Genomic DNA, 19,557 nt, shown 5'->3' with positions numbered 1-19,557 from the left:
AGCTCGGCCCGCGGCCGGCAATCTGAAACGCATTTAGGCCCCAGAAAGGCCCGACAAAAGCCCCTGCGACAACACGCTGATTGCGCGGTTGGCTTAGCTGAGTTCCCTTTCGCTGACAAGTGTTTGCACTGCCGCAAAAAGAACCATTCCAAACTACGACGTGGCCCGTTCGGCCGCTCTCGCGGCCTTTTCGTTGGCTGCGGCCTCCGCCTGGCCGGCTGCGGCCTCCGCCCTGGCCTTGGCTTCGCACTTCGCGCGAATCTCGTCGAGCTCCTCCTGGGTCAGGTGTTCGATACCGATGAACACGTTCTGAGCCGCGCTGGCCCGGATCAGCTCGTCAAGCTTGGCCTGGATGGCCGCGCCGTCGCGATTCTGGGTGTTCTGGATCAGGAACACCATCAGGAAGGTCACGATGGTCGTCCCGGTGTTCACGATCAGCTGCCAAGTATCGGAGAACCCGAACAGCGGCCCGCTGAGCGCCCAGACCACGATAACGACAAGGCATATCCCGAAGGTTATGGGCCGTCCCGCCACCTGGGCCACCCAGTTGGAGAAACTCGTGAACCATCTGGACGTCACCATACGCAACCCCTCGCCTGCCTTTCGATAACGCCCAGCTTCGCCAAACGTCTCACAGCCGTGGGGGAGAATGCGCCGGAAGGGGAAAAGTGCCGCTTCCCTGGCGGCTGCGCGCCATCGCACGGCGTCGAAGCAGCCCAGACGCGCTGGACCCAGCCCTTAGAAGCTGGCGATTTCGAGAGGAAAGTGGCGCGGGCGACGGGGCTCGAACCCGCGACCTCCGGCGTGACAGGCCGGCACTCTAACCGACTGAGCTACGCCCGCGCATTGGACCGCCGAAGCGGTGTGCGTGCGGTTTAAGGGCGCCCCCGACCCCTGTCAAGGGACGAATGCACTCATTTCCGCATGCCTGCCGGAAACCGGTTCCCTTTGAGAGCCGGGACATCCGGGGGTGGCAGAATGGCCAAGGGGAGGCCGCTCTCCATGCGAGGTCACTCCCAGGACGGGGTCACTCTCCGGCCGGCGCTTCGCTCGGGCCCTTCAGAGAGGCGAGCACCCGGTCACATTCATAAAGCTCGTCGAGGGCTGCCCGCAATTCGCCCAGAGCCTCGGACGTCAGCCCCTGACGGGGAGGCATGAAGGCCTCCTCTTCTTCCTCGTCGGATCGGCCGCCGTCCGGGGCCTCACCAACCCCTGAATCCTGAGCCGGTTCCGTCTGGAGAGCCGGAACGCTCTGTTCCCCACGGCCGACACCCTGGACGAAGCGTATCCCTTCTTCCTTCAGGATCCGCTGAACTCCCTTGATCGTATAGCCCTCTCCGTAGAGGAGCTGGCGGATGCCCTTGAGCAGATCGACGTCGTCCGGCCGATAATAGCGGCGCCCGCCGCCACGCTTGAGAGGCTTGATGTGGTTGAACCGGGTTTCCCAAAAGCGCAGCACATGCTGAGGCACGTCGAGGTCCTCGGCGACCTCGCTGATGGTGCGGAATGCGTCGGGGCTCTTGTCCATGACGCCGCTCGTCATAGCCGGATCAATCCTCGCCTTCGAAGGTCTCACCGTTGATATGAGCCTTCAAGACGTTCGATGGCTTGAAGACCATCACGCGACGGGGATCGATCGGGACTTCGACGCCGGTCTTTGGATTGCGCCCGACGCGCTCGCCCTTGCTTCGCACGATGAAGGAGCCGAACGAAGAGAGCTTCACCGTCTCGCCGGCGGCCAGGCTGTCGCAGATTTCCGCCAGCACCCGCTCCACCAGTTCAGCCGATTCTGTCCGCGAGAGTCCGACCTTCTGATAGACGGCCTCGCTCAGATCCGCTCTCGTTATCGTTTTGCCAGCCATTGAGCTCCCCAGCGCGAATGAGTTCGTTGGTCTTGTCGTCCCGGACGACGCTATGCAGATGGCTCCCTACGGTCAACCGCCAAGGTCCAAAATACCGCATACCACCGGAGTGGGTGCTCGTCCGAGCTACCAGCGGATCAAGGCGCTTCCCCAGGTAAACCCGCCACCGATCGCTTCGATCATCACGAGGTCTCCGTCCTTGATGCGCCCGTCCTTTCTGGCTGCATCCAGGGCCAGGGGAATCGAAGCCGCCGACGTGTTGCCGTGCCTGTTCACGGTGATGACAACCTTCTCCGGGGCGATCCCGAGCTTGTCCGCACTGGCCGTGATGATGCGCTTGTTGGCCTGGTGGGGAACGAACCACTTGAGTTCCTCGGCGCTCGTCCCCGTCGCCTTGAAGGCATCCTGCACCACGTCCGCCACCATCCCGACCGCGAACTTGAAGACCTCTCGTCCTTCCATCTTCAGCACGCCGGTGGTTTTCGTCGACCCCGGCCCGCCATCCACGTAGAGCTTGTCCCGGTAGCGTCCGTCGGAACGGAGGTGAGACGTCAGCACGCCGCGATCGGCGGATGTGCCCTCCCCCTCCTGGGCCTCGAGGACGATCGCCCCGGCCCCGTCGCCGAACAGCACGCAGGTCGTGCGGTCGTTCCAGTCGAGGATGCGCGAGAATGTCTCGGCGCCGACCACGAGGGCACGCCTGTGCGAGCCGGACTGAAGGAACTTGTCCGCCGTTGCGACGGCATAGACGAACCCCGTGCAAACCGCCTGGAGATCGAAGGCCGCTCCATGGGTCATGCCGATTCCCGTCTGGATCATCGTGGCGGTCGACGGAAAGGTATAGTCCGGGGTCGAGGTGGCGCAGATGATGAGGTCGATGTCGTCGGCCGTGAGCCCCGCATCGGCCAGGGCCGCCTCCGCGGCCTTGATCCCCAGGACGGACGTGGTCTCGTCATCGTCGGCGATGTGGCGCTCCTCGATGCCTGTCCTCTGCACGATCCATTCGTGCGAGGTTTCCACCAGCTTCTCGAGGTCCTGGTTTGTCAGCTTGCGCCTCGGCAGATAGGAGCCGACGCCGCGTACGACGGAACGGGTGCGTGTCAAGATGCGCCTTCCTCAGGCCGGTTGGCCAACCGGATCATGGTCCAACATGCTCCGGATCGTGTTCATCAGTTCAAAATGCGCCATGTCGTAGGCCACGTCGATGGCGCTGGCGAAGCCGAGATCGTCCGTCCCGCCATGGCTCTTGACGACGACCCCTTCCAGACCAAGGAAGACGCCGCCATTGACCTTGCGCGGGTCCATCTTGTCCCGAAGAGCGTTAAAGGCTTGTTTCGCAAACAGATAGCCGATCTTCGCCATCAGGGTCCTGCTCATGGCCGAGCGCAGGTACTGGGCGATCTGCTTGGCCGTTCCTTCGGCGGTTTTCAAGGCTATGTTGCCCGTGAACCCCTCGGTCACGACCACGTCGACCGTCCCCTTGCCGAGATCGTCGCCTTCGACGAAGCCCCGGTAATCCAGGTGCGGAGGGTTCGATTCCTTCAGGATCCGGCTGGCCTCCTTCACGGCCTCTATCCCCTTGATCTCTTCCGTGCCCACGTTGAGCAGCCCCACGGTCGGGCGATCGAGGTCGAACACGATGCGCGCCATGGCGGCGCCCATGATGGCCATGTCGACCAGATGCCCGGCATCCGCCCCGATGGTGGCACCGACGTCGAGCACGATGCTCTCGCCCCGCATCGTCGGCCACATGCAGGCGATCGCCGGGCGCTCGATATGGGCCATGGTCTTGAGGCAGACCTTGGCGGTCGCCATCAGGGCCCCGGTGTTGCCCGCCGAGACCGCCGCATCCGCCTCCCCGTCCCGGACGGCCTGGACGGCGCGCCACATGGACGACTTGCCTCGTCCCATCCGGATGGCCTGGCTGGGCTTCTCGTCCATCGCGATCGCGATGTCCGTATGGCGAAGCTCGGTGGCGTCCTTCAGCCTGGGATGAGCATTCAGGAGGGGCGCAACAACGGTCTCATTGCCGAACATCAGGAAGCGAAGATCCGGATGGCGCTCCAAGGCCAAGGCTGCGCCCGGGATCACGACCGAGGGCCCGTGGTCGCCCCCCATCGCGTCAAGCGAAATACGCACCGGCTTCGGCATGAACGATTGTTCTTTCTTGATAAGTCATTCAACAGGGGGCGGAAAATAGCGGTTTGCAGCCTCATCGCAACTGAATTCTGGAGTGGCGATGTCAGCCCGACCTTTGCCCTGGCCGCCGCGGCGGCCCAACCCTACTCCGGTTCCTTCAGCTTGTTCAGGGCGGCGAACGGCGAATCCTTCTCGTCCGCGGGATCCCGGTAGCTGAAGTCGACGCCGGGCTTGCGGGGATAGGGATCCAACCCGAGGGCCAGGAACTCGGCGGTCAGTGCGCCCAGATCGATCTGGCCGTTCACGATCTCGTCCGGCGGCTCGTATTCGTTGATGTCGGTCGGAGGCTCCGCGGGCATTCCCGACGACTCGGCGAAATCCACCTCGACCTCCTCCTCGATCATCGAATCGAAAGGGTCGAGGGTCATGACGCAGACCTGCGTGATCGAGGCCCGCACCACGCCCGTCACATGGATCCCCTTGGCCGACGCCTGGAGATGGTAGTCTCCCGAAAGGGCCTGGATCCCCGGCAGGCCGAAATCCCGGGCCAGGGCGGCGCATTCCTCAGCGGTCGCCTCCACATGCACGTCCTGCCCCCGGGGCGGGATCTTCATGACGTCGATGAGCCGCGACAGAGGCCCCACGGTCTCGGGTGTCATCAGGTTGCCTCCTTAAGCAAAGGTCTCGGGCTCCGGAAAGACAGGACCCGTCTCGAGAAGCGTGTCCAGAGCCAGCGCCCTCAATCCCTGGTCGGCTGCAAGGGCATAACGCGCCAGGGGGGTGGCCGGTGCCTCGCTGCCGTATGCGTTGCGGCCGAGAGCAAGGGCCAGGCCGGCGTCGTCGGCGGCATTGAGGGGGGCGTCATAGGCATGGGCGCGGCCATAGAAGGACTCCGCGACCTTCTTCATCCGCTTCGGCACGACCGTGTCGCCGACGCCCATTTCCCGCAGCGAGGCATCCATGTCGCGGAAGAAGGCGTCCGTCAGGTCCTTGGCGACCTCGTCGGCCGGGGGCGGAAGTTCGCGCAGGGCGCGCAGGACGAGCACCATATGCAAGGACAGGGCCTCGAACCGTCCCTCGAGGGTATCCGGGACGCCAAGTGCCGCATAAAGCCCCGGGCTGCGCGATCCTGTCGCGATTCTCTTGTAGAGGGTCGCGATCATGGTGCGCCGGGGATCTTTGCGGAAGAGACTGAAGATCACGGCTCTGCCCTTCCAAGCTTGTCAAAATCGGTGCCTCGGGTTACGCCATCACCATCCGTAGGCGCAAGTTCCTCCGCGCCGCATTTCTGGAAGAACCGTACGATGCGTCGATATCATACTCTTTTGGTACGCTTGGCTACTGCAACCGTACTCGCTTCGTCCTTGGCCGCCTGCACGGTGGGCGAAGAATTCCAGCGCGGCTATGTCGTGGATGAGCGTGCCATCGCGTCGGTGAAGAAGGGAATGAGCGCCGATCAGGTCCTTCAGACCCTCGGTACGCCCTCGACCGTGTCCACGGTGGGCAATCGCAACTGGTACTATATCAGCCAGAAATCGCGGCGCACCCTGCAGTTCATGGGCGAGCAGGTGGTCGATCAGCAGGTCACGGCCGTTTATTTCGACCAGGGTCTGCGCGTCGAGCGTGTCGCCCTCTACGGCCTGCAGGATGGCAGGGTCTTCGATTTCATCAGCCGCACGACCCCGGCGGGCGGCGAAGAATCCAACTTCCTCGGTCAGATCTTCAAGGGCGTGGGCAACTTCAACCCATTCAGCTGATCCCACGCTTGCACGCGAGATTCAGGATGGCCGGGCTTCGTCCCGGCCATTGTCTTTCAGGGGGCCAGCGCATCGCTCGAGGCCCGCGCCACTCCCGGACAGGTTGAACGCTCTCACGTCATGGCCGGCCTTGTGCCGGCCATCCCGATACGGAAGAGCGCGGCGCTCCAATCAATCGGGATCACCGGGACAAGGCCGGTGATGACGTGGCGGGTGGTGTGAGCGGGTGATGACACCCTCCGGCGTCACGGGCCACCCTCCGCCCGTCACGGACCATCCTCCGCCCTTCCCGCTACCCTCTCACGTCATGGCCGGCCTTGTGCCGGCCATCCCGATCCGAGAGGCGCCGCGATTCAGACAAGCGGGATCACCGGGACAAGCCCGGTGATGACGTGGAGGGTGGTGTGACCCGGAGATGACGAAGGGGTGACCATCCGGCCGAGCCAAACCCGGGTCCACTGTTCATGTCGGATGCTTCAAGAGAAAAGCCGCGGCGCAGGCCGCGGCTTTCCGAGATCCCGACTTGCCGCCCTCAGGAATGCGCGAGGATCGCGAGGAGCAGCAGGGCGATGATGTTGGTGATCTTGATCGCCGGGTTGACGGCGGGTCCCGCCGTGTCCTTGTAGGGATCGCCGACGGTGTCACCCGTCACGGAAGCCTTGTGGGCCTCCGATCCCTTGTGATGCGTCGTGCCCGAGGCATCCGTGAAGCCGTCCTCGAACGACTTCTTGGCGTTGTCCCAGGCGCCGCCGCCCGACGTCATCGAGATGGCGACGAACAGGCCCGTCACGATGACGCCGAGGAGCATGGCGCCGACGGCCGAGAACGCCTCTGACTTGCCCGCCACCCAGTAGACCACGAAGTAGGTCACGATGGGCGCCAGCACCGGCAGGAGCGACGGAACGATCATTTCCTTGATGGCGGCGCGGGTCAGCATGTCGACGGCGCGGCCGTAATCCGGGCGGTCGGTCCCGGCCATGATCCCCGGCCGCTCGCGGAACTGGCGGCGCACCTCTTCCACCACGGCCCCTGCCGCCCGGCCGACCGCCGTCATGGCGATGCCGCCGAAGAGGAACGGGATGAGACCGCCGAACAGGAGACCGACCACCACGTAGGGGTTCGTCAGGGAAAAGTTCGGCGCCACGCCCTGGAAGTACGGATACTGCGCGGCGTTCTGGGTGAAGTAGTTCAGATCGGAGGTATAGGCGGCGAACAGCACCAGGGCGCCGAGGCCGGCAGACCCGATGGCATAGCCCTTCGTCACGGCCTTGGTGGTATTGCCGACCGCATCGAGAGCGTCCGTGGACTTGCGGACCTCCTTCGGAAGGCCGGCCATCTCGGCGATGCCGCCAGCGTTGTCCGTCACCGGGCCGAAGGCGTCGAGGGCGACGATCATTCCGGCCAGGGCCAGCATGGCCGTGACCGCGATGGCGATGCCGAAGAGGCCCGCGAGCTTGAAGGCCACGATGATGCCCGCAATGATCACGATCGTCGGCAGGGCCGTCGCTTCCAGGGATACCGCGAGGCCCTGGATCACGTTCGTGCCGTGGCCGGTCACCGACGACTGTGCAATCGACCGCACGGGACGGAAGCCGACACCCGTGTAGTACTCGGTGATCACCACGATGAGCGCCGTCACGGCGAGACCGATGATCGCGCACCAGAACAGGGCCTGGCCGGTGAAGTTGGCCCCGGCAATCGGGCCGAAACCGATCATCTGCCAGGTCACGACGGCGATCGCCGCGGCCGACAGGATGCCGGTCGCGATCAGCCCCTTGTAGAGGGCCCCCATGATCGACTCGTTCTGGCCGAGCTTCACGAAGAAGGTGCCGATGATCGAGGTGACGATGCAGGCCGCCCCGATGGCCAGCGGGTACATGAGCATGGTGTCGAGGGCCGGCTGGCCGGCGAAGAAGATCGCCGCCAGAACCATGGTGGCGACTACGGTGACCGCATAGGTCTCGAACAGGTCGGCCGCCATGCCGGCGCAGTCGCCGACGTTGTCGCCCACGTTGTCCGCGATGGTCGCCGGGTTGCGCGGATCGTCCTCCGGAATGCCGGCCTCGACCTTGCCCACGAGATCGCCGCCCACGTCGGCGCCCTTGGTGAAGATGCCGCCGCCGAGACGGGCGAAGATGGAGATCAGCGAAGCCCCGAACCCGAGCGCCACGAGGCTGTCGATGACAACCCGGTCCGAGGGATTCAGGCCCGATACCCGGGTGAGATAGCCGTAGTAGAGCGCCACGCCCAGGAGCGCGAGGCCGGCCACCAGCATGCCGGTGACGGCGCCGGCCTTGAAGGCGACGTCGAGGCCGCCGCCCAGGGACTGCGTGGCCGCCTGGGCCGTCCGGACGTTGGACCTCACCGATACGTTCATGCCGATGAAGCCCGCGGCTCCCGACAGAATGGCCCCGATGGCGAAGCCGATGGCAACCCGGATACCGAGGAAATAGGCAATGATGACGAACAGGACGACGCCGACGATCGCAATCGTGAAATACTGCCTGCGGAGATAGGCTTTTGCGCCTTCGGCAATCGCCCCGGCGATTTCCTGCATGCGTTGAGAACCGGCGTCCCGCTTCATCACGTCGCTAATGGCCCAGAAGCCATAGGCAATCGAGAGAAGGCCGCCCAAGATAATGAGGGTGAGTGCCATCATGCCATCCTTGTTATGGGAAAGCAGAAAGCCGCTCATCAAGGCCCGTTTCTTGGCCTTGACCGGCCCCTACCCCCAGCGAACGTCATATTTGGTGACAAAAAACCAGGCTGTCCGCAACAATCCTACGGGCGCAACTCACAGGAAGGCCTTTATACTTTAAGCGGGTGCGATCGCCTTCGTCCTCTGCTGCCAAGCTAGCAGAAGTAGTGCGATGGCGACCGGTGGGAAGACCAGCCAGTTGACACTCTCCCAGCCGCCGGCGCTCAAAAGCTTGCCCGACGAGAAGGATGCAGCGGCCACGGACCCGAAGATGAGGAAGTCGTTGGCGGCCTGGACCTTGGCGCGCTCCTCCGGCCGGTAGCAATCGGTCACCATGGAGGTCGCGCCGATGAAGCCGAAGTTCCATCCAAGTCCGAGGAGAATGAGCGCCGTCCAGAAATGCGGGATCCCGATCCCGGACAGGCCGATGAGGGCGGAGAGGGCGATCAGCACCAGGCCCGCGGCCGTCACCGGTCGCTTCCCGAATCGGGCGATCAGGCGGCCGGTGAAGAAGCTCGGCCCGAACATGGCCAGGATGTGCCACTGGATTCCGAGCGCCGCGACCCCAACGGAATGTCCGCACCCGATCATCGCCAGGGGAGCGGCCGTCATGACGAAGGTCATGAGGCTGTAGGACACGAGCCCGGTGACCGCCGCCGCGATGAACCGGGGCTGGCGCACGATCTCGATCAGGGGCCGGCCGGCAGCCTTCGTGGACGCCACGCCGAGCGGCGCCGGTCGCAGGAACGAGACCACGATCATCGACAGCAGAGCCAGGGTCGCCTGCGCCAGGAAGGCGCCCGCGAACGGGGCCGCCTGCACGGCGTCCCGGGTCCAGATCACCGTCTGCGGGCCGATCACGCCGGCCGCAAGGCCGCCCGTCATCACCCAGGAGATGGCCTTGGGCTTGAAACGCTCGGAGGCCGCATCCGTCGCGGCGAACCGGTAGCTCTGGTTGAACGAGCCGTAGCTGCCGATGATCAGGGTGCCGAGGCAGAACAGGGTGAAGCTGAACGACGCGATGCCGAAGGCCGCCAGGCAGCCGCCGGACAGCCCGATGCCTGCTCCGACGATGTAGCCGAAGCGACGTCCGGCCTTTCTCATCAGCATGGCGGCGGGAATCGTGCCGAGGGCCAGGCCGAGATTGAGCAGGCTCACCGGGAGCGTGGCCAGATCCTTGTTCCATGCAAGCGACTGACCGACCAGCCCGCCAAGGGACACGACGATGGCCGGGCTCGACCCGCCGAGCGCCATGGCGACCGCCAGAACCACCGCGTTGTGCTTCGCGACGGCGTCGCCGGAGGGCGCCTGGACAGAGCTGTCAGAAATGCTGGTAGGAGCCGACATCGTAGCGTCTTTCAAGACCGTTGATCCGAAAGACCGGCCGATCCTGCCCGGAGACGACTCGGCCGATGACGGACAGGGCGATGCCGACCGTATCGGCCTCTTTCCGGAGAGTGTCGAGATTCTTTTCCGGGACGGTGCAGAGGATCTCGTAGTCGTCCCCTCCGGTCACGGCGAGGTCGAGCAGATCGGGCGATGTCTCGACAGCCTTCGCGGCGGCCGGCGAGAGCGGCACCCGGTCCAGGTCGACGAAGGCGCTGACGCCGCCGGCCCGCATCATCTTGGCGAGATCGCCCGCGAGGCCGTCGGATACGTCCATGGCCGCGCTGGCATGATCGCGCAGAGCCGTCGCCAGGGCGTGGCGGGGCCGGGGGTGGAGATAGCGGTCGGCCAGGTGAACCTTCTCGTCCACCGACAGGAGAGCGGCCCAGGCCGGGTCGGCCCGGAGCCCGAGCCCGAGCGCCGCGTCGCCGATGGTGCCGGTCACGCAGACCCAGTCGCCGGCCCGGGCCGTCGTGCGCAGCACCATGCGACCGGACGGGACCTCGCCGAAAGCCGTGACCGACAGGGTCAGCGGCCCCCTCGCCCTCACGGTGTCGCCGCCGAGGAGCGGGCATCCGAAATCGCGGGACGCCTCCCCGAGGCCGGTCGCGAAGGCCGCGAGCCAGCCCTCGGTCCAGTCGTCGCGCAGGGCCAGGCTGAGCAGAAAACCGGCGGGATCGGCGCCCTTGGCGGCAAGATCCGAGACATTCACGCCGAGCGCCTTGCGGGCGATGGAGCCCGGCGCGTCCTCGGGCAGGAAGTGGACGCGCTCCACCAGCGCATCGACCGTGAGGACGAGGTCGTGGCCGGGCCTGGGCGTCAGGCGCGCGGCGTCGTCCTCGAGGCCGAGGCCGCCCTCGCCGGCCATGGGGGCGAAGTACCGGGCGATCAGGCTGTCTTCCGAGGGGCGATTGTTCGAACCCATCACGCAGCTGCCCTCGCCCGCATCGTGCTAGCGCTTGCCCTGCCCGGCCGCCTTCTTCTCGAGCTCGCCCGGGCGGACATCGCGGGCGACCTTGTCGAGCACGGCGTTCACCAGGCCCGGCTCGTCCTCGCCGTAGAAGCCGTGGGTCACGTCCACGTATTCGGTGATGACCACGCGGGCCGGAACGTCCTTGCGGAACATCAGCTCGTAGCCGCCCCCGCGCAGGATGGCGCGCAACACCGCCTCGACCCGCTTCAGCGGCCAGTCAGTCGCCAGAGCGTTGTCGATCTTCACGTCGATCTCGCGCTGGTTTTTGACCACGCCCGACACGATGTCGCGGAAGAAGGCATTGTCCGAGGGCTGGAACGCGATGCCCTCGACCTCGCGGCCGATCCAGAACGTTTCGAACTCGGCGAAGGCGTCGAGCACGGACTTGCCCGACAGGTCCATCTGGTAGAGGGCCTGGACGGCAGCGAGGCGAGCGGCCGAGCGCTCTGCTGGCTTCGTCATGATCAGGCCTCCAATGTCTTCTTGATGCGCAGGACGGCCAGAGCCGCATCCACCGCTCCACCGCCCTTATTCAATTCATTCACGCTCGCGCGGGTCCAAGCCTGCTGATCATTCTCGACGGTCAGGATGCCGTTGGCCAGGGGAATGCGGCGTGCGACGGAGAGATCCATCAGGGCGCGGGCGCTCTCGCCCGCCACGATGTCGTAATGCCCGGTCTCGCCACGGATCACGCAGCCCAGCGCCACGACGGCATCGTAGGGCCGGCCGGCCTTCTCGGCCGCGTCGAGGGCGATTGCGATGGTGGCCGGGATCTCGAGCGCGCCGTCGAGCGTCAGGACGTCCATGGTGGCCTGAGCGGCCTCGACGGCCCCCTGCGCCCCGCGCAGGAGCTCGTCGGCGATGTCGTCGTAGAAGCGGGCCTCCACGACCAGGATGCGGGCGCCGGGAACCGGCGGGCGGGGGCTTTTGGGCTTGTCGGATGGCGCGACCATGGCGGACTCTGCAAAGATCTTTCGTGGACAGCCTGATGAAGGCTGGAAATTCGGCCCTCGCGTCATCACCGGCCTCGTGCCGGTGATCCCGATGAGGGGAGGCGTTGCGCTTCACACGATCGGGATGGCCGGGACGAGCCCGGCCCTGACGTGGGAAGGGCTGGCGCCCGGCGTCCTTCACTCGAGAGGGATAGTCGGACGTCCCTACTCCGCCCGGCGCGCATCCGCAAGCCGCGCCGCGTAGCGGGCCATGAGGTCGACCTCGAGATTGAGCCGGTCGCCGACCTGCCGGTCGCCCCAGGTGGTGACCGCCAGGGTGTGCGGAATGATGAGCACGGAGAACAGGTCGTCGCTCACAGAGTTCACGGTGAGCGACGTGCCATCGAGGCAGACGGACCCCTTCTCGGCGATGAACGGCGCGAGCCCAGGGGGCGCCTTGATGGTGAACCGGGCCGTCGGACCCCACGGATCGTCGCCGGCCGTGATCGCCTCCTTGGCCACGATGGTGGCGACGCCGTCCACGTGCCCGGTCACGATGTGGCCGCCGAGTTCGTCGCCGATCTTCAAGGAGCGCTCCAGGTTGACCCGGGTGCCGGCTTCCCAGGCGCCCACGGTGGTGCGCTCCAGGGTCTCGGCGGCGGCATCCACGTCGAACCAGCAGCCGCCCTCGCGCGGGCCGACGGCCACGACGGTCAGGCATGGCCCGCCGCACGCGATGGAGGCGCCGAGCGCGATGGTGGCGGGGTCGTAGGACGCATGGATCCGCAGGCGCTTCAGGGTTCCTTGCGAGCCCTCGGCGGTTGCGATCTCACCGACATCGGTGACGATACCCGTGAACATCAGGGTCTCTCCCAGAACATGAAAAGGTCGGGTCCGAGCTGCTCTTCGGCCCAGGGGTTCAAGAATTCCATCCGGTCCTGCAGGGCCGGGCCGAGGGCCGGCACGTCGCCCTGCCCCCGGGCCGAGCGGCCGGTGATCAGGACCAGCGCGTCGATGAGATCGGCCCGGGCGAGCGCATCCGCCAGGTCCGGTCCGCCCTCGCACAAGACGCTCGTGAGGCCGCGGGTGCCGAGGAGGTGCAGGGCCTCGGACAGATGGACGCGGCCGTTCCCGTCGGCCGGGACGCGCAGCACCTCGACCCCGCGCGCCGTCAGCGCCCGCTCGGCCTCGGCCGGGGCATCGACCGTGGTGACGATCCAGGTCGGGATCCGGCGGGCGCTCTCCACAAGGCGGGCCGTCGCGGGGGTGCGCAGGCGGGAATCGACCACGATGCGCACCGGCGAGCGGTCCTCCAGGCCCGGCAGGCGGACATTGAGCAGCGGATCGTCCGCCAGAGCCGTCCCGACCCCGACCATGATGGCATCCGCATGGGCGCGCATCAGGTGCACCCGGCCGTTGCCCGCCTCTCCGGTGAGCATCAGGCGCGGGCCGCGACGCGAGCCGGCAAAGCCCTCCGTGCTTCGGGCGAGCTTGACCGTGACGGCCGGCCGCCCCCTGGTCACCCGGGTGACGTGGCCGCCATGGAGCCGCGCGCCCTCGGCAGCCAGGCAGCCGACGGACATGGGGATCCCGGCGCGGCCGAAGCGTTCCGGGCCCTGGCCGGCCGCGAAGGGGCTCGGATCCGGGACGCTCACCACCAGGCGGCCGATTCCCGCCGCCACGATGAGGTCGCTGCACGACGGGCCATGGCTGTGGCTGCTGCGGGCCGCGCAGGGCTCCAGGGTCACGTAGAGCGTCGCCCCGCGGGCCCGCTCGCCGGCCGCCTCGAGGGCGACGCGCTCCGCATGGGGCCGGCCACCGGCCTGGGTGACGCCCTGGGCCAGGATGACGGGACGATCGCCGCTCTCGTCGACCAGCACGCCGCCCACCGACGGGTTCGGCCAGGTCAGCCCGAGATGGCGCCCGCCCAGGGCGATCGCCAGGCGCATGAAGCGCTCGTCGCGCAGAATCCTGTCAGGGGACGGCCCCTCGGCCCCGGCCCGGGTCATGGCTCGCTCGGCGCACGCTTCTTCTTGGGCGGAGGCGGCAGGTCGTCCTCTCCCTCGCCTTCCGCCAGCTTGCCGAGGATCTCCTCGAAGTCCTTGGCCTCCCGGAAATTCTTGTACACGGAGGCGAAGCGCACATAGGCCACGTCGTCGAGCCCCTTCAGTCCCTCCATGACGAGTTCGCCCACCGTCTCGCTCGGCACCTCCCCGTCGCTGGTGCTCTCGAGCTGGCGCACGATGCCGTTGATCATCCGCTCGACCCGCTCCGGATCGACCGGCCGCTTGCGCAGCGCCACCTCGACCGATTGCTGGAGCTTGTCCCGGTCGAACGGCACCCGCCGGCCGGAGCGCTTCAGCACCGTGAGCTCGCGCAGCTGCACGCGCTCGAAGGTCGTGAAGCGGCCGCCGCAATCCGGGCAGATGCGGCGACGGCGGATGGACGAGGAATCGTCCGTGGGGCGGGAATCCTTCACCTGGGTGTCCAGGCTCCCGCAATAGGGGCAGCGCATCAGCCTTCTATCCGAAAACAAGTTCAAGATGGGTCCGGACCGCGCCGACGCGGACCGGATTCGAGCCTATCGTGGACGACCCCGTCCCGGCCATCCCGATGCGGTGAGGCGTGGCGCTCTTCCGATCGGGATGGCCGGGACAAGCCCGGTGATGACGTGGAGGGTGGTGTGAGCGGGTGATGATCCCCTCCCCACGTCATGGCCGGGCTCGTCCCGGCCATCCCGATATGGAAAGGCGCAACGCGTCCGGCAACCGACATCGCCGGCACGAGGCCGGTGATGACGTGGAAGGGACACGTCCGGCCGCACTCCGATGGTCCGCTCAGGCGTAGATCGGGAAGCGGCGGGTCAGCTCGTGGACGCGGTGCTTGACCGACTCCTCGACCGGCCCGTTGGCCGCGTCCCCATGGGCGGCGAGCCCGTCCAGGGTCTCGACGATCAGCTCTCCCACCTTCCTGAACTCGGCCACGCCGAAGCCGCGCGAGGTGGCCGCGGGCGTCCCCAGGCGGATGCCCGAGGTGACCATGGGCTTCTCGGGGTCGAAGGGCACGCCGTTCTTGTTGCAGGTGATGTGGGCGCGGCCCAAGGCCGCCTCCGCGGCCTTGCCCGTGAGCGTCTTCGGCCGCAGGTCGACCAGCATCAGGTGGTTGTCCGTGCCGCCCGCCACGATGGCGTAGCCGCCGGCCAGCATCGTGTCGGCCAGCACCTTGGCGTTGTCGACCACCGAGCGGGCATAGAGCTTGAACTCGGGGCGCAGGGCCTCCCCGAAAGCCACGGCTTTCGCCGCGATCACGTGCATGAGCGGGCCGCCCTGCAGGCCGGGGAAGATCGCCGAATTGACCTTCTTGGCGATGTCCTCGTCGTTGGTCAGGATCATGCCGCCGCGCGGGCCGCGCAGGGTCTTGTGGGTCGTGGTGGTGACCACGTGGGCGTGCGGGAACGGGGACGGGTGCGCGCCGCCCGCCACGAGGCCGGCGAAATGCGCGATGTCGACCATGAAGAAGGCCCCGACCTCGTCGGCGATCTCGCGGAAGCGGGCGAAGTCCCAGAACCGGGAATAGGCCGAGCCGCCGGCCACGATCACCTTGGGCCGATGGGTGCGGGCGAGTTCCGCCACCTCGTCCATGTCGATGATCTGGTCGCTCTCGCGCACCTTGTAGCTCACCACGTTGAACCACTTGCCGGACATGTTGACGGGCGAGCCGTGGGTCAGGTGGCCGCCGCAGGCCAGGTCGAGGCCCATGAAGGTGTCGCCGGGCTTCATCAGGGCCATGAACACGGCCTGGTTGGCCTGGGAGCCGGAATTGGCCTGCACGTTGGCGAAGCGGCAGTCGAACAGGCGCTTGGCGCGCTCGATGGCGAGCTCCTCGGCCATGTCGACGAACTGGCAGCCGCCGTAATAGCGCCGGCCCGGATAGCCCTCGGCGTATTTGTTGGTCATCACCGACCCTTGCGCCTCGAGGACGGCGCGGGACACGATGTTCTCGGAGGCGATCAGCTCGATCTCGTCGCGCTGGCGGCCGAGCTCCAGCCCGATGGCGCGGGCGATCTCGGGATCACTGTCGGCGAGGCTCGCCGAGAAAAAGCTGTTGGACAGATGGTTGCGTGCCGCTTCACTCGCGCTCATGGGTCACCTCGTCTTCCTGGGAGCCCGGCTGGGGCGGGCCGCTCGATCCGATATGGCCCAGGCCTTTACCATGGCTGCCTTGACCGCGCCAACCCGCCCGGGACACATGCCCCCCGGGCGCCGGAACTGCAACGGGGCGCCGGTGACGACACCTTCCCCCGTCATGGCACCCTCCGCCCTTTCCTGCCACCCTCACGTCATGGCCGGGCCTGTCCCGGCCATCCCGACAAGGTGAAGCGTGGCGCTCTAGGGAAGCGGGATCACCGGCACAAGGCCGGTGATGACGTGGAGGGTTGTGCGAGGTGGTGCGAACACCCTCCCCCGTCACGGCACCCTCCGCCCGGTGACAACACCCTCCAGGTCATGGCCGTGCTCGTCCCAGCCATCTCGATCCGGTCGGGCTCCGGCGTCTCACACAATCGGGATCACCGGCACGAGGCCGGTGATGACGTCGAGGGTCACAACCCCGCCCCAAACGCGATCGCCGGCCCAAGGGCCGGCGATGGGGTCGTCGTGAATCCGTGCCGGGGGCGATCGCCCGCTCCGGTCCTCAGTTCTGCAGGAACATCTCTTCGTCCGGCTCGGTCGGGGTGCGGCTCGCGACCGGGATGGCGCTGCCGAGGCCGTCCTTGTTGTAGATGTCGTCGCGGAACTGCACGAGGCCGTCCGGGGTCGCCCAGGCGGTCATGTAGATCCAGTGGATCGGCACCGGCTGGGCCAGGCGCGCGTCGATACGCTCGCCGGACTTGAAGGTGGCGTCTATCTGCTCGCGGCTCCAGCCGGGGGTGTCCTTCAGCAGCCACTCGATGTAGTCGCGCACGTTCTGGATGCGGATGCAGCCCGAGGACACGAAGCGGAAGTCGTCCCCGAAGATGCCCTTCGAGGGCGTGTCGTGCATGTAGACGCCGTGCGGGTTCGGGATGTTGATGCGCACGAAGCCCATGGAGTTCAGGTCGCCGCCCGGGTCCTGGCGGAAGCGGTAGCGGGTCGCCTCGTCGGAGAACCAGTTGATCTGGCTCGACTGAACCTCCTGGCCGGCCGAGTTGAAGATGCGGATCCGGTTCTCCGTCAGGTAGTTCGGCTCCTTCTGCATCTTCGGGATGAGGTCCTTCTTCACCACCGAGGCGGGAGCCGTCCAGAACGGGTTGAAGTTGACCTCGACCACCTTGGAATTCAGGAGCGGCGACTGGCGGTCGATCTTGCCGACGCCGGCGGCGTGGCGGGTGTGGACGACACCGCCCTCCACGGTCTCCACCAGGGCGGCCGGAATGTTGGCCACCGCGTAGCGGTTGGGCAGTCCGGCGCCCACGAGGGTCCGCAGGCGGGCCACGTTGATCTCGAGCTGGCGGATGCGCACCTCGGCCGGCACGTTCATGGCGGCGACCGTCGGGGCCGTGACGGTGCCCGTGGAGCTGATTCCGTGGCGGGCCTGGAAGCGGCGGACGGCCGCCTCGACGTAGGAATCGAAGATCGGCGATTCGCCGGCCGCCTGGTCCAGGTCGCCGGTGACGATGAGGCGCTGGCGCAGGGCCACCACGGCCGGGCTCTTGGAGCCGACGCGCAGACCCTGGACGCCCTGGACGGGCTGCCAGCCGCCGCGGGCCGCGATGTTGCGGTAGTACTCGATCATCTGCTCGGTGGCGGCGAGCGCCTCGGCTGACATCATCGGGGTCGAGGTGCGCTGCACGCGGGTGCGCGACACGGCCTCGTAGTTCTGCGACCACTCGGCCTGGCTCTGGGCGAATTGCTGGGCCAGGGCTCCGGTAGCCGGCGTGAAGATCAGGGCAAGCGATCCGGTCAGGAGGGTACGGCGAGAGAACATGAGCGCAGGCTCTTCCCGGTTAGATGTTTCCGACGGCGGGAGCGGCGGGCAAACGCCCACGACAGCCCCCTTCCCAGCGATAAGTGCCGGGATAGGATTAAGGAACGGTATCGAAAACGAGGAACATCGGGGCCGTTTTATGGCAAACCGGCCCGCCCCGGGCTCCTGGCGCTCCGCAACCGCCTTCAGGGCTTATGTAACTTTGAACTGTGCTCTTGGGGATACACTTCTGCGTGAGGAGCTTGGCCGCCCCCGGTCAGTGGTTCTCCCGGGCGGCCAGCCAAGAGATCGCCAGATAGACCGCCATCAGGGTCAGGAAGAACGCCACGGTGACGATCCCGCCCGAGACGATTCCCGGGAAGAAGGCGGCGAGAATCAGGTGGCTCATCACGGCGAGGAGCCACATGATCCCGCCCCAGGTGCTGGCCATCCACAGGCCGACCGCCGCCACGATGTCGATGAGCGCGAAATAGATGACCGTGGCCTGGTAGCCGGTCGACCGGGCCTCGAACTGCCCGACCGGGGTCCAGACGCCGAGGATCACCGCCCAGGCGCTCAGGCCCTTCATGATCCACAGGATCGCCAGGACCCGCATGAACCAGGTCAGGACGAAGCTCCAGCGCATGATGGAGCTGGAGACCGGCCGCTCCTCGATGCGGTCGGACAGGTACTCCCGGGTGGCCGGGGTCGAGGGGGGCTGGGTTCCGGTGCGGGGCATCAGGCGACCTCCAGGTCCCGCTCGCCGAGGCTGGCGAAATGCCGCTCGATCGTGGCTTCGTCCACCTGGTCCAGGCTGGATGGCTGCCAGCCGGGCCGGTTGTCCTTGTCGATCAGCACCGCCCGCACGCCTTCGAAGAAGTCGTGCCCGTCGCCGATGCGGGATACGATCCGGAACTCGGTCCGCATCGCCTCCTCGAAGTCCATCGCGGCGCCCCGGCGCACCTGCTCGAAGGCCAGGTTCAGGCTCGTGGGCGACTTCGTCCGCATGCCGGACGCGGCTTGGGCCGCGAAGGCGGAGCCGCCGGCGGCCGCCCGGTCCAGGCGGGCCAGGATCTCGGCGACGCTGGCGCCGGAGAAGCAGGAATCGATCGTCTCCCGCTCATCCTCCAGAGGCGCCGGGCCCGGGTCGGTCGCGACCCGCGACAGGGCCGCCTCGACCCGGTCGCCGGCGATCAGCGCGTCGCGAAGGCCCGGGATGTCGCCGCTCGGCACCGCATGGGTGGCCAGGCCCAGCATCAGGGCGTCCTCGCGCTTCACGCGATCGCCCGTGAGGGCGAGATACATGCCGGTCCGGCCCGGCAGGCGCGGCAGCGCGTAGGTGGCGCCAACGTCGGGGAAGAACCCGATGCCCACCTCCGGCATGGCGAAGAGGTAACGGTCGCCGGCCACCCGATGGGTGCCGTGCAGGGACACGCCGACGCCGCCGCCCATGCAGATCCCGTCGATGAAGGACACATAGGGCTTCGGGTAGCGCTTGATGGCGATGTTGAGCTGGTACTCCTCGCGCCAGAAGGCGAGCGCGTCCTCGCGCCGGCCGGCCTTGAGGTCCTCGGTCAACTGCCGGATGTCGCCGCCGGCGCAGAAGGCCTTCTCGCCCGCGCCCTGGACGACCACCCGCGTGACCGCCGGGTCCTGCGCCCAGGAATCGAGCGCCCGGCGCATCTCGCGCACCATGCCGAGCGTCAGGGCGTTGAGCGCCTTGGGACGATTGAGCGTGATGAGGCCTGCCTCGCCCTGCCTCTCGCAGAGCACGTCGACGCTCTCGTCCATGGAACACTCCTTCGGTTGGTGGCGGCTTAAAACAAGGCACACGCCGGACGTCAATGCAATCATGCCGATGCCGGAA

The 19,557-nt window shown here is 67.1% G+C and carries 20 protein-coding genes and 1 tRNA gene; 1 reads left to right on the top strand and 20 read right to left on the bottom strand.

The annotated features are described in order from the left end of the window. Positions 1–153 precede the first annotated feature (153 nt). From NF876_RS26060 to NF876_RS26025, 8 genes are all read right to left on the bottom strand, one after another. Positions 154–582 (bottom strand): low affinity iron permease family protein, encoded by a 429-nt coding sequence (locus tag NF876_RS26060; protein ID WP_262271277.1) that lies wholly within the window; start codon positions 580–582, stop codon positions 154–156. A 184-nt stretch (positions 583–766) separates the two neighbouring features. Then, positions 767–843 (bottom strand) — tRNA-Asp (locus NF876_RS26055). Between the two features lie 184 nt (positions 844–1,027). Further along, on the bottom strand, positions 1,028–1,528 hold the full coding sequence (locus tag NF876_RS26050; RefSeq protein WP_262271276.1) for a MerR family transcriptional regulator: 501 nt from the start codon (positions 1,526–1,528) through the stop codon (positions 1,028–1,030). Positions 1,529–1,550: 22 nt separating this feature from the next. Beyond that, on the bottom strand, positions 1,551–1,862 hold the full coding sequence (locus NF876_RS26045; RefSeq protein WP_009491113.1) for an integration host factor subunit alpha: 312 nt from the start codon (positions 1,860–1,862) through the stop codon (positions 1,551–1,553). Positions 1,863–1,988: 126 nt separating this feature from the next. Next, a complete protein-coding gene (locus tag NF876_RS26040; RefSeq protein ID WP_262271275.1) occupies positions 1,989–2,966 on the bottom strand; it encodes a beta-ketoacyl-ACP synthase III in 978 nt (325 codons plus the stop codon). 12 nt (positions 2,967–2,978) lie between these two features. After that, positions 2,979–4,013, bottom strand: a complete 1,035-nt coding sequence (gene plsX, locus NF876_RS26035) for a phosphate acyltransferase PlsX (RefSeq protein WP_262271274.1) — start codon at positions 4,011–4,013, stop codon at positions 2,979–2,981. A gap of 131 nt (positions 4,014–4,144) precedes the next feature. Then, the gene (locus NF876_RS26030) at positions 4,145–4,660 is read right to left on the bottom strand and encodes a YceD family protein (protein ID WP_262271273.1); all 516 of its coding nucleotides are present in this window, start codon (positions 4,658–4,660) and stop codon (positions 4,145–4,147) included. A 12-nt stretch (positions 4,661–4,672) separates the two neighbouring features. After that, entirely contained in the window at positions 4,673–5,203 is a 531-nt protein-coding gene (locus NF876_RS26025; protein ID WP_262271272.1) for a ubiquinol-cytochrome C chaperone family protein, read from the bottom strand. 102 nt (positions 5,204–5,305) lie between these two features. On the opposite strand from NF876_RS26025, the gene NF876_RS26020 reads away from it, so the two are divergent. Further along, the gene (locus NF876_RS26020) at positions 5,306–5,758 is read left to right on the top strand and encodes an outer membrane protein assembly factor BamE (protein ID WP_262271271.1); all 453 of its coding nucleotides are present in this window, start codon (positions 5,306–5,308) and stop codon (positions 5,756–5,758) included. Between the two features lie 532 nt (positions 5,759–6,290). Here the strand turns inward: NF876_RS26020 and NF876_RS26015 are convergent. The 12 genes from NF876_RS26015 to NF876_RS25960 form a co-directional block, all read right to left on the bottom strand. Beyond that, a complete protein-coding gene (locus tag NF876_RS26015; RefSeq protein ID WP_262271270.1) occupies positions 6,291–8,417 on the bottom strand; it encodes a sodium-translocating pyrophosphatase in 2,127 nt (708 codons plus the stop codon). Between the two features lie 156 nt (positions 8,418–8,573). After that, a complete protein-coding gene (locus NF876_RS26010; RefSeq protein WP_262271269.1) occupies positions 8,574–9,803 on the bottom strand; it encodes an MFS transporter in 1,230 nt (409 codons plus the stop codon). Beyond that, positions 9,778–10,767 (bottom strand): thiamine-phosphate kinase, encoded by a 990-nt coding sequence (gene thiL / locus NF876_RS26005; RefSeq protein ID WP_262271268.1) that lies wholly within the window; start codon positions 10,765–10,767, stop codon positions 9,778–9,780. The genes NF876_RS26010 and thiL overlap by 26 nt, the downstream gene beginning before the upstream one ends. 27 nt (positions 10,768–10,794) lie before the next feature. After that, positions 10,795–11,277 carry a transcription antitermination factor NusB gene (gene nusB / locus NF876_RS26000; RefSeq protein WP_262271267.1) on the bottom strand — a complete coding sequence of 161 codons (483 nt, stop codon included), beginning with the start codon at positions 11,275–11,277 and terminating at the stop codon, positions 10,795–10,797. Between the two features lie 2 nt (positions 11,278–11,279). After that, positions 11,280–11,768 (bottom strand): 6,7-dimethyl-8-ribityllumazine synthase, encoded by a 489-nt coding sequence (gene ribH, locus NF876_RS25995; RefSeq protein WP_262271266.1) that lies wholly within the window; start codon positions 11,766–11,768, stop codon positions 11,280–11,282. 204 nt (positions 11,769–11,972) lie between these two features. Continuing rightward, entirely contained in the window at positions 11,973–12,608 is a 636-nt protein-coding gene (locus NF876_RS25990; RefSeq protein ID WP_262271265.1) for a riboflavin synthase, read from the bottom strand. Then, positions 12,608–13,756, bottom strand: coding sequence for a bifunctional diaminohydroxyphosphoribosylaminopyrimidine deaminase/5-amino-6-(5-phosphoribosylamino)uracil reductase RibD (ribD, locus tag NF876_RS25985; RefSeq protein WP_262271264.1), 1,149 nt, complete (start codon positions 13,754–13,756; stop codon positions 12,608–12,610). The genes NF876_RS25990 and ribD overlap by 1 nt, the downstream gene beginning before the upstream one ends. Continuing rightward, entirely contained in the window at positions 13,753–14,262 is a 510-nt protein-coding gene (gene nrdR, locus NF876_RS25980; RefSeq protein WP_262271263.1) for a transcriptional regulator NrdR, read from the bottom strand. Before nrdR ends, ribD begins: the two co-directional genes overlap by 4 nt. A gap of 322 nt (positions 14,263–14,584) precedes the next feature. Beyond that, a complete protein-coding gene (gene glyA, locus NF876_RS25975; protein WP_262271262.1) occupies positions 14,585–15,889 on the bottom strand; it encodes a serine hydroxymethyltransferase in 1,305 nt (434 codons plus the stop codon). A 550-nt stretch (positions 15,890–16,439) separates the two neighbouring features. Beyond that, on the bottom strand, positions 16,440–17,711 hold the full coding sequence (locus NF876_RS25970) for a L,D-transpeptidase family protein (protein WP_262271261.1): 1,272 nt from the start codon (positions 17,709–17,711) through the stop codon (positions 16,440–16,442). 256 nt (positions 17,712–17,967) lie between these two features. After that, a complete protein-coding gene (locus NF876_RS25965) occupies positions 17,968–18,429 on the bottom strand; it encodes a DUF6163 family protein (protein ID WP_262271260.1) in 462 nt (153 codons plus the stop codon). Further along, positions 18,429–19,481 carry an enoyl-CoA hydratase/isomerase family protein gene (locus tag NF876_RS25960; RefSeq protein WP_262271259.1) on the bottom strand — a complete coding sequence of 351 codons (1,053 nt, stop codon included), beginning with the start codon at positions 19,479–19,481 and terminating at the stop codon, positions 18,429–18,431. Before NF876_RS25960 ends, NF876_RS25965 begins: the two co-directional genes overlap by 1 nt. Positions 19,482–19,557 lie beyond the last annotated feature (76 nt).

It is taken from the genome of Microvirga yunnanensis, assembly GCF_025460875.1.
The sequence above is the reverse complement of the archived record's forward strand: the minus strand, read 5'-3'. Positions and strand labels throughout refer to the sequence as shown.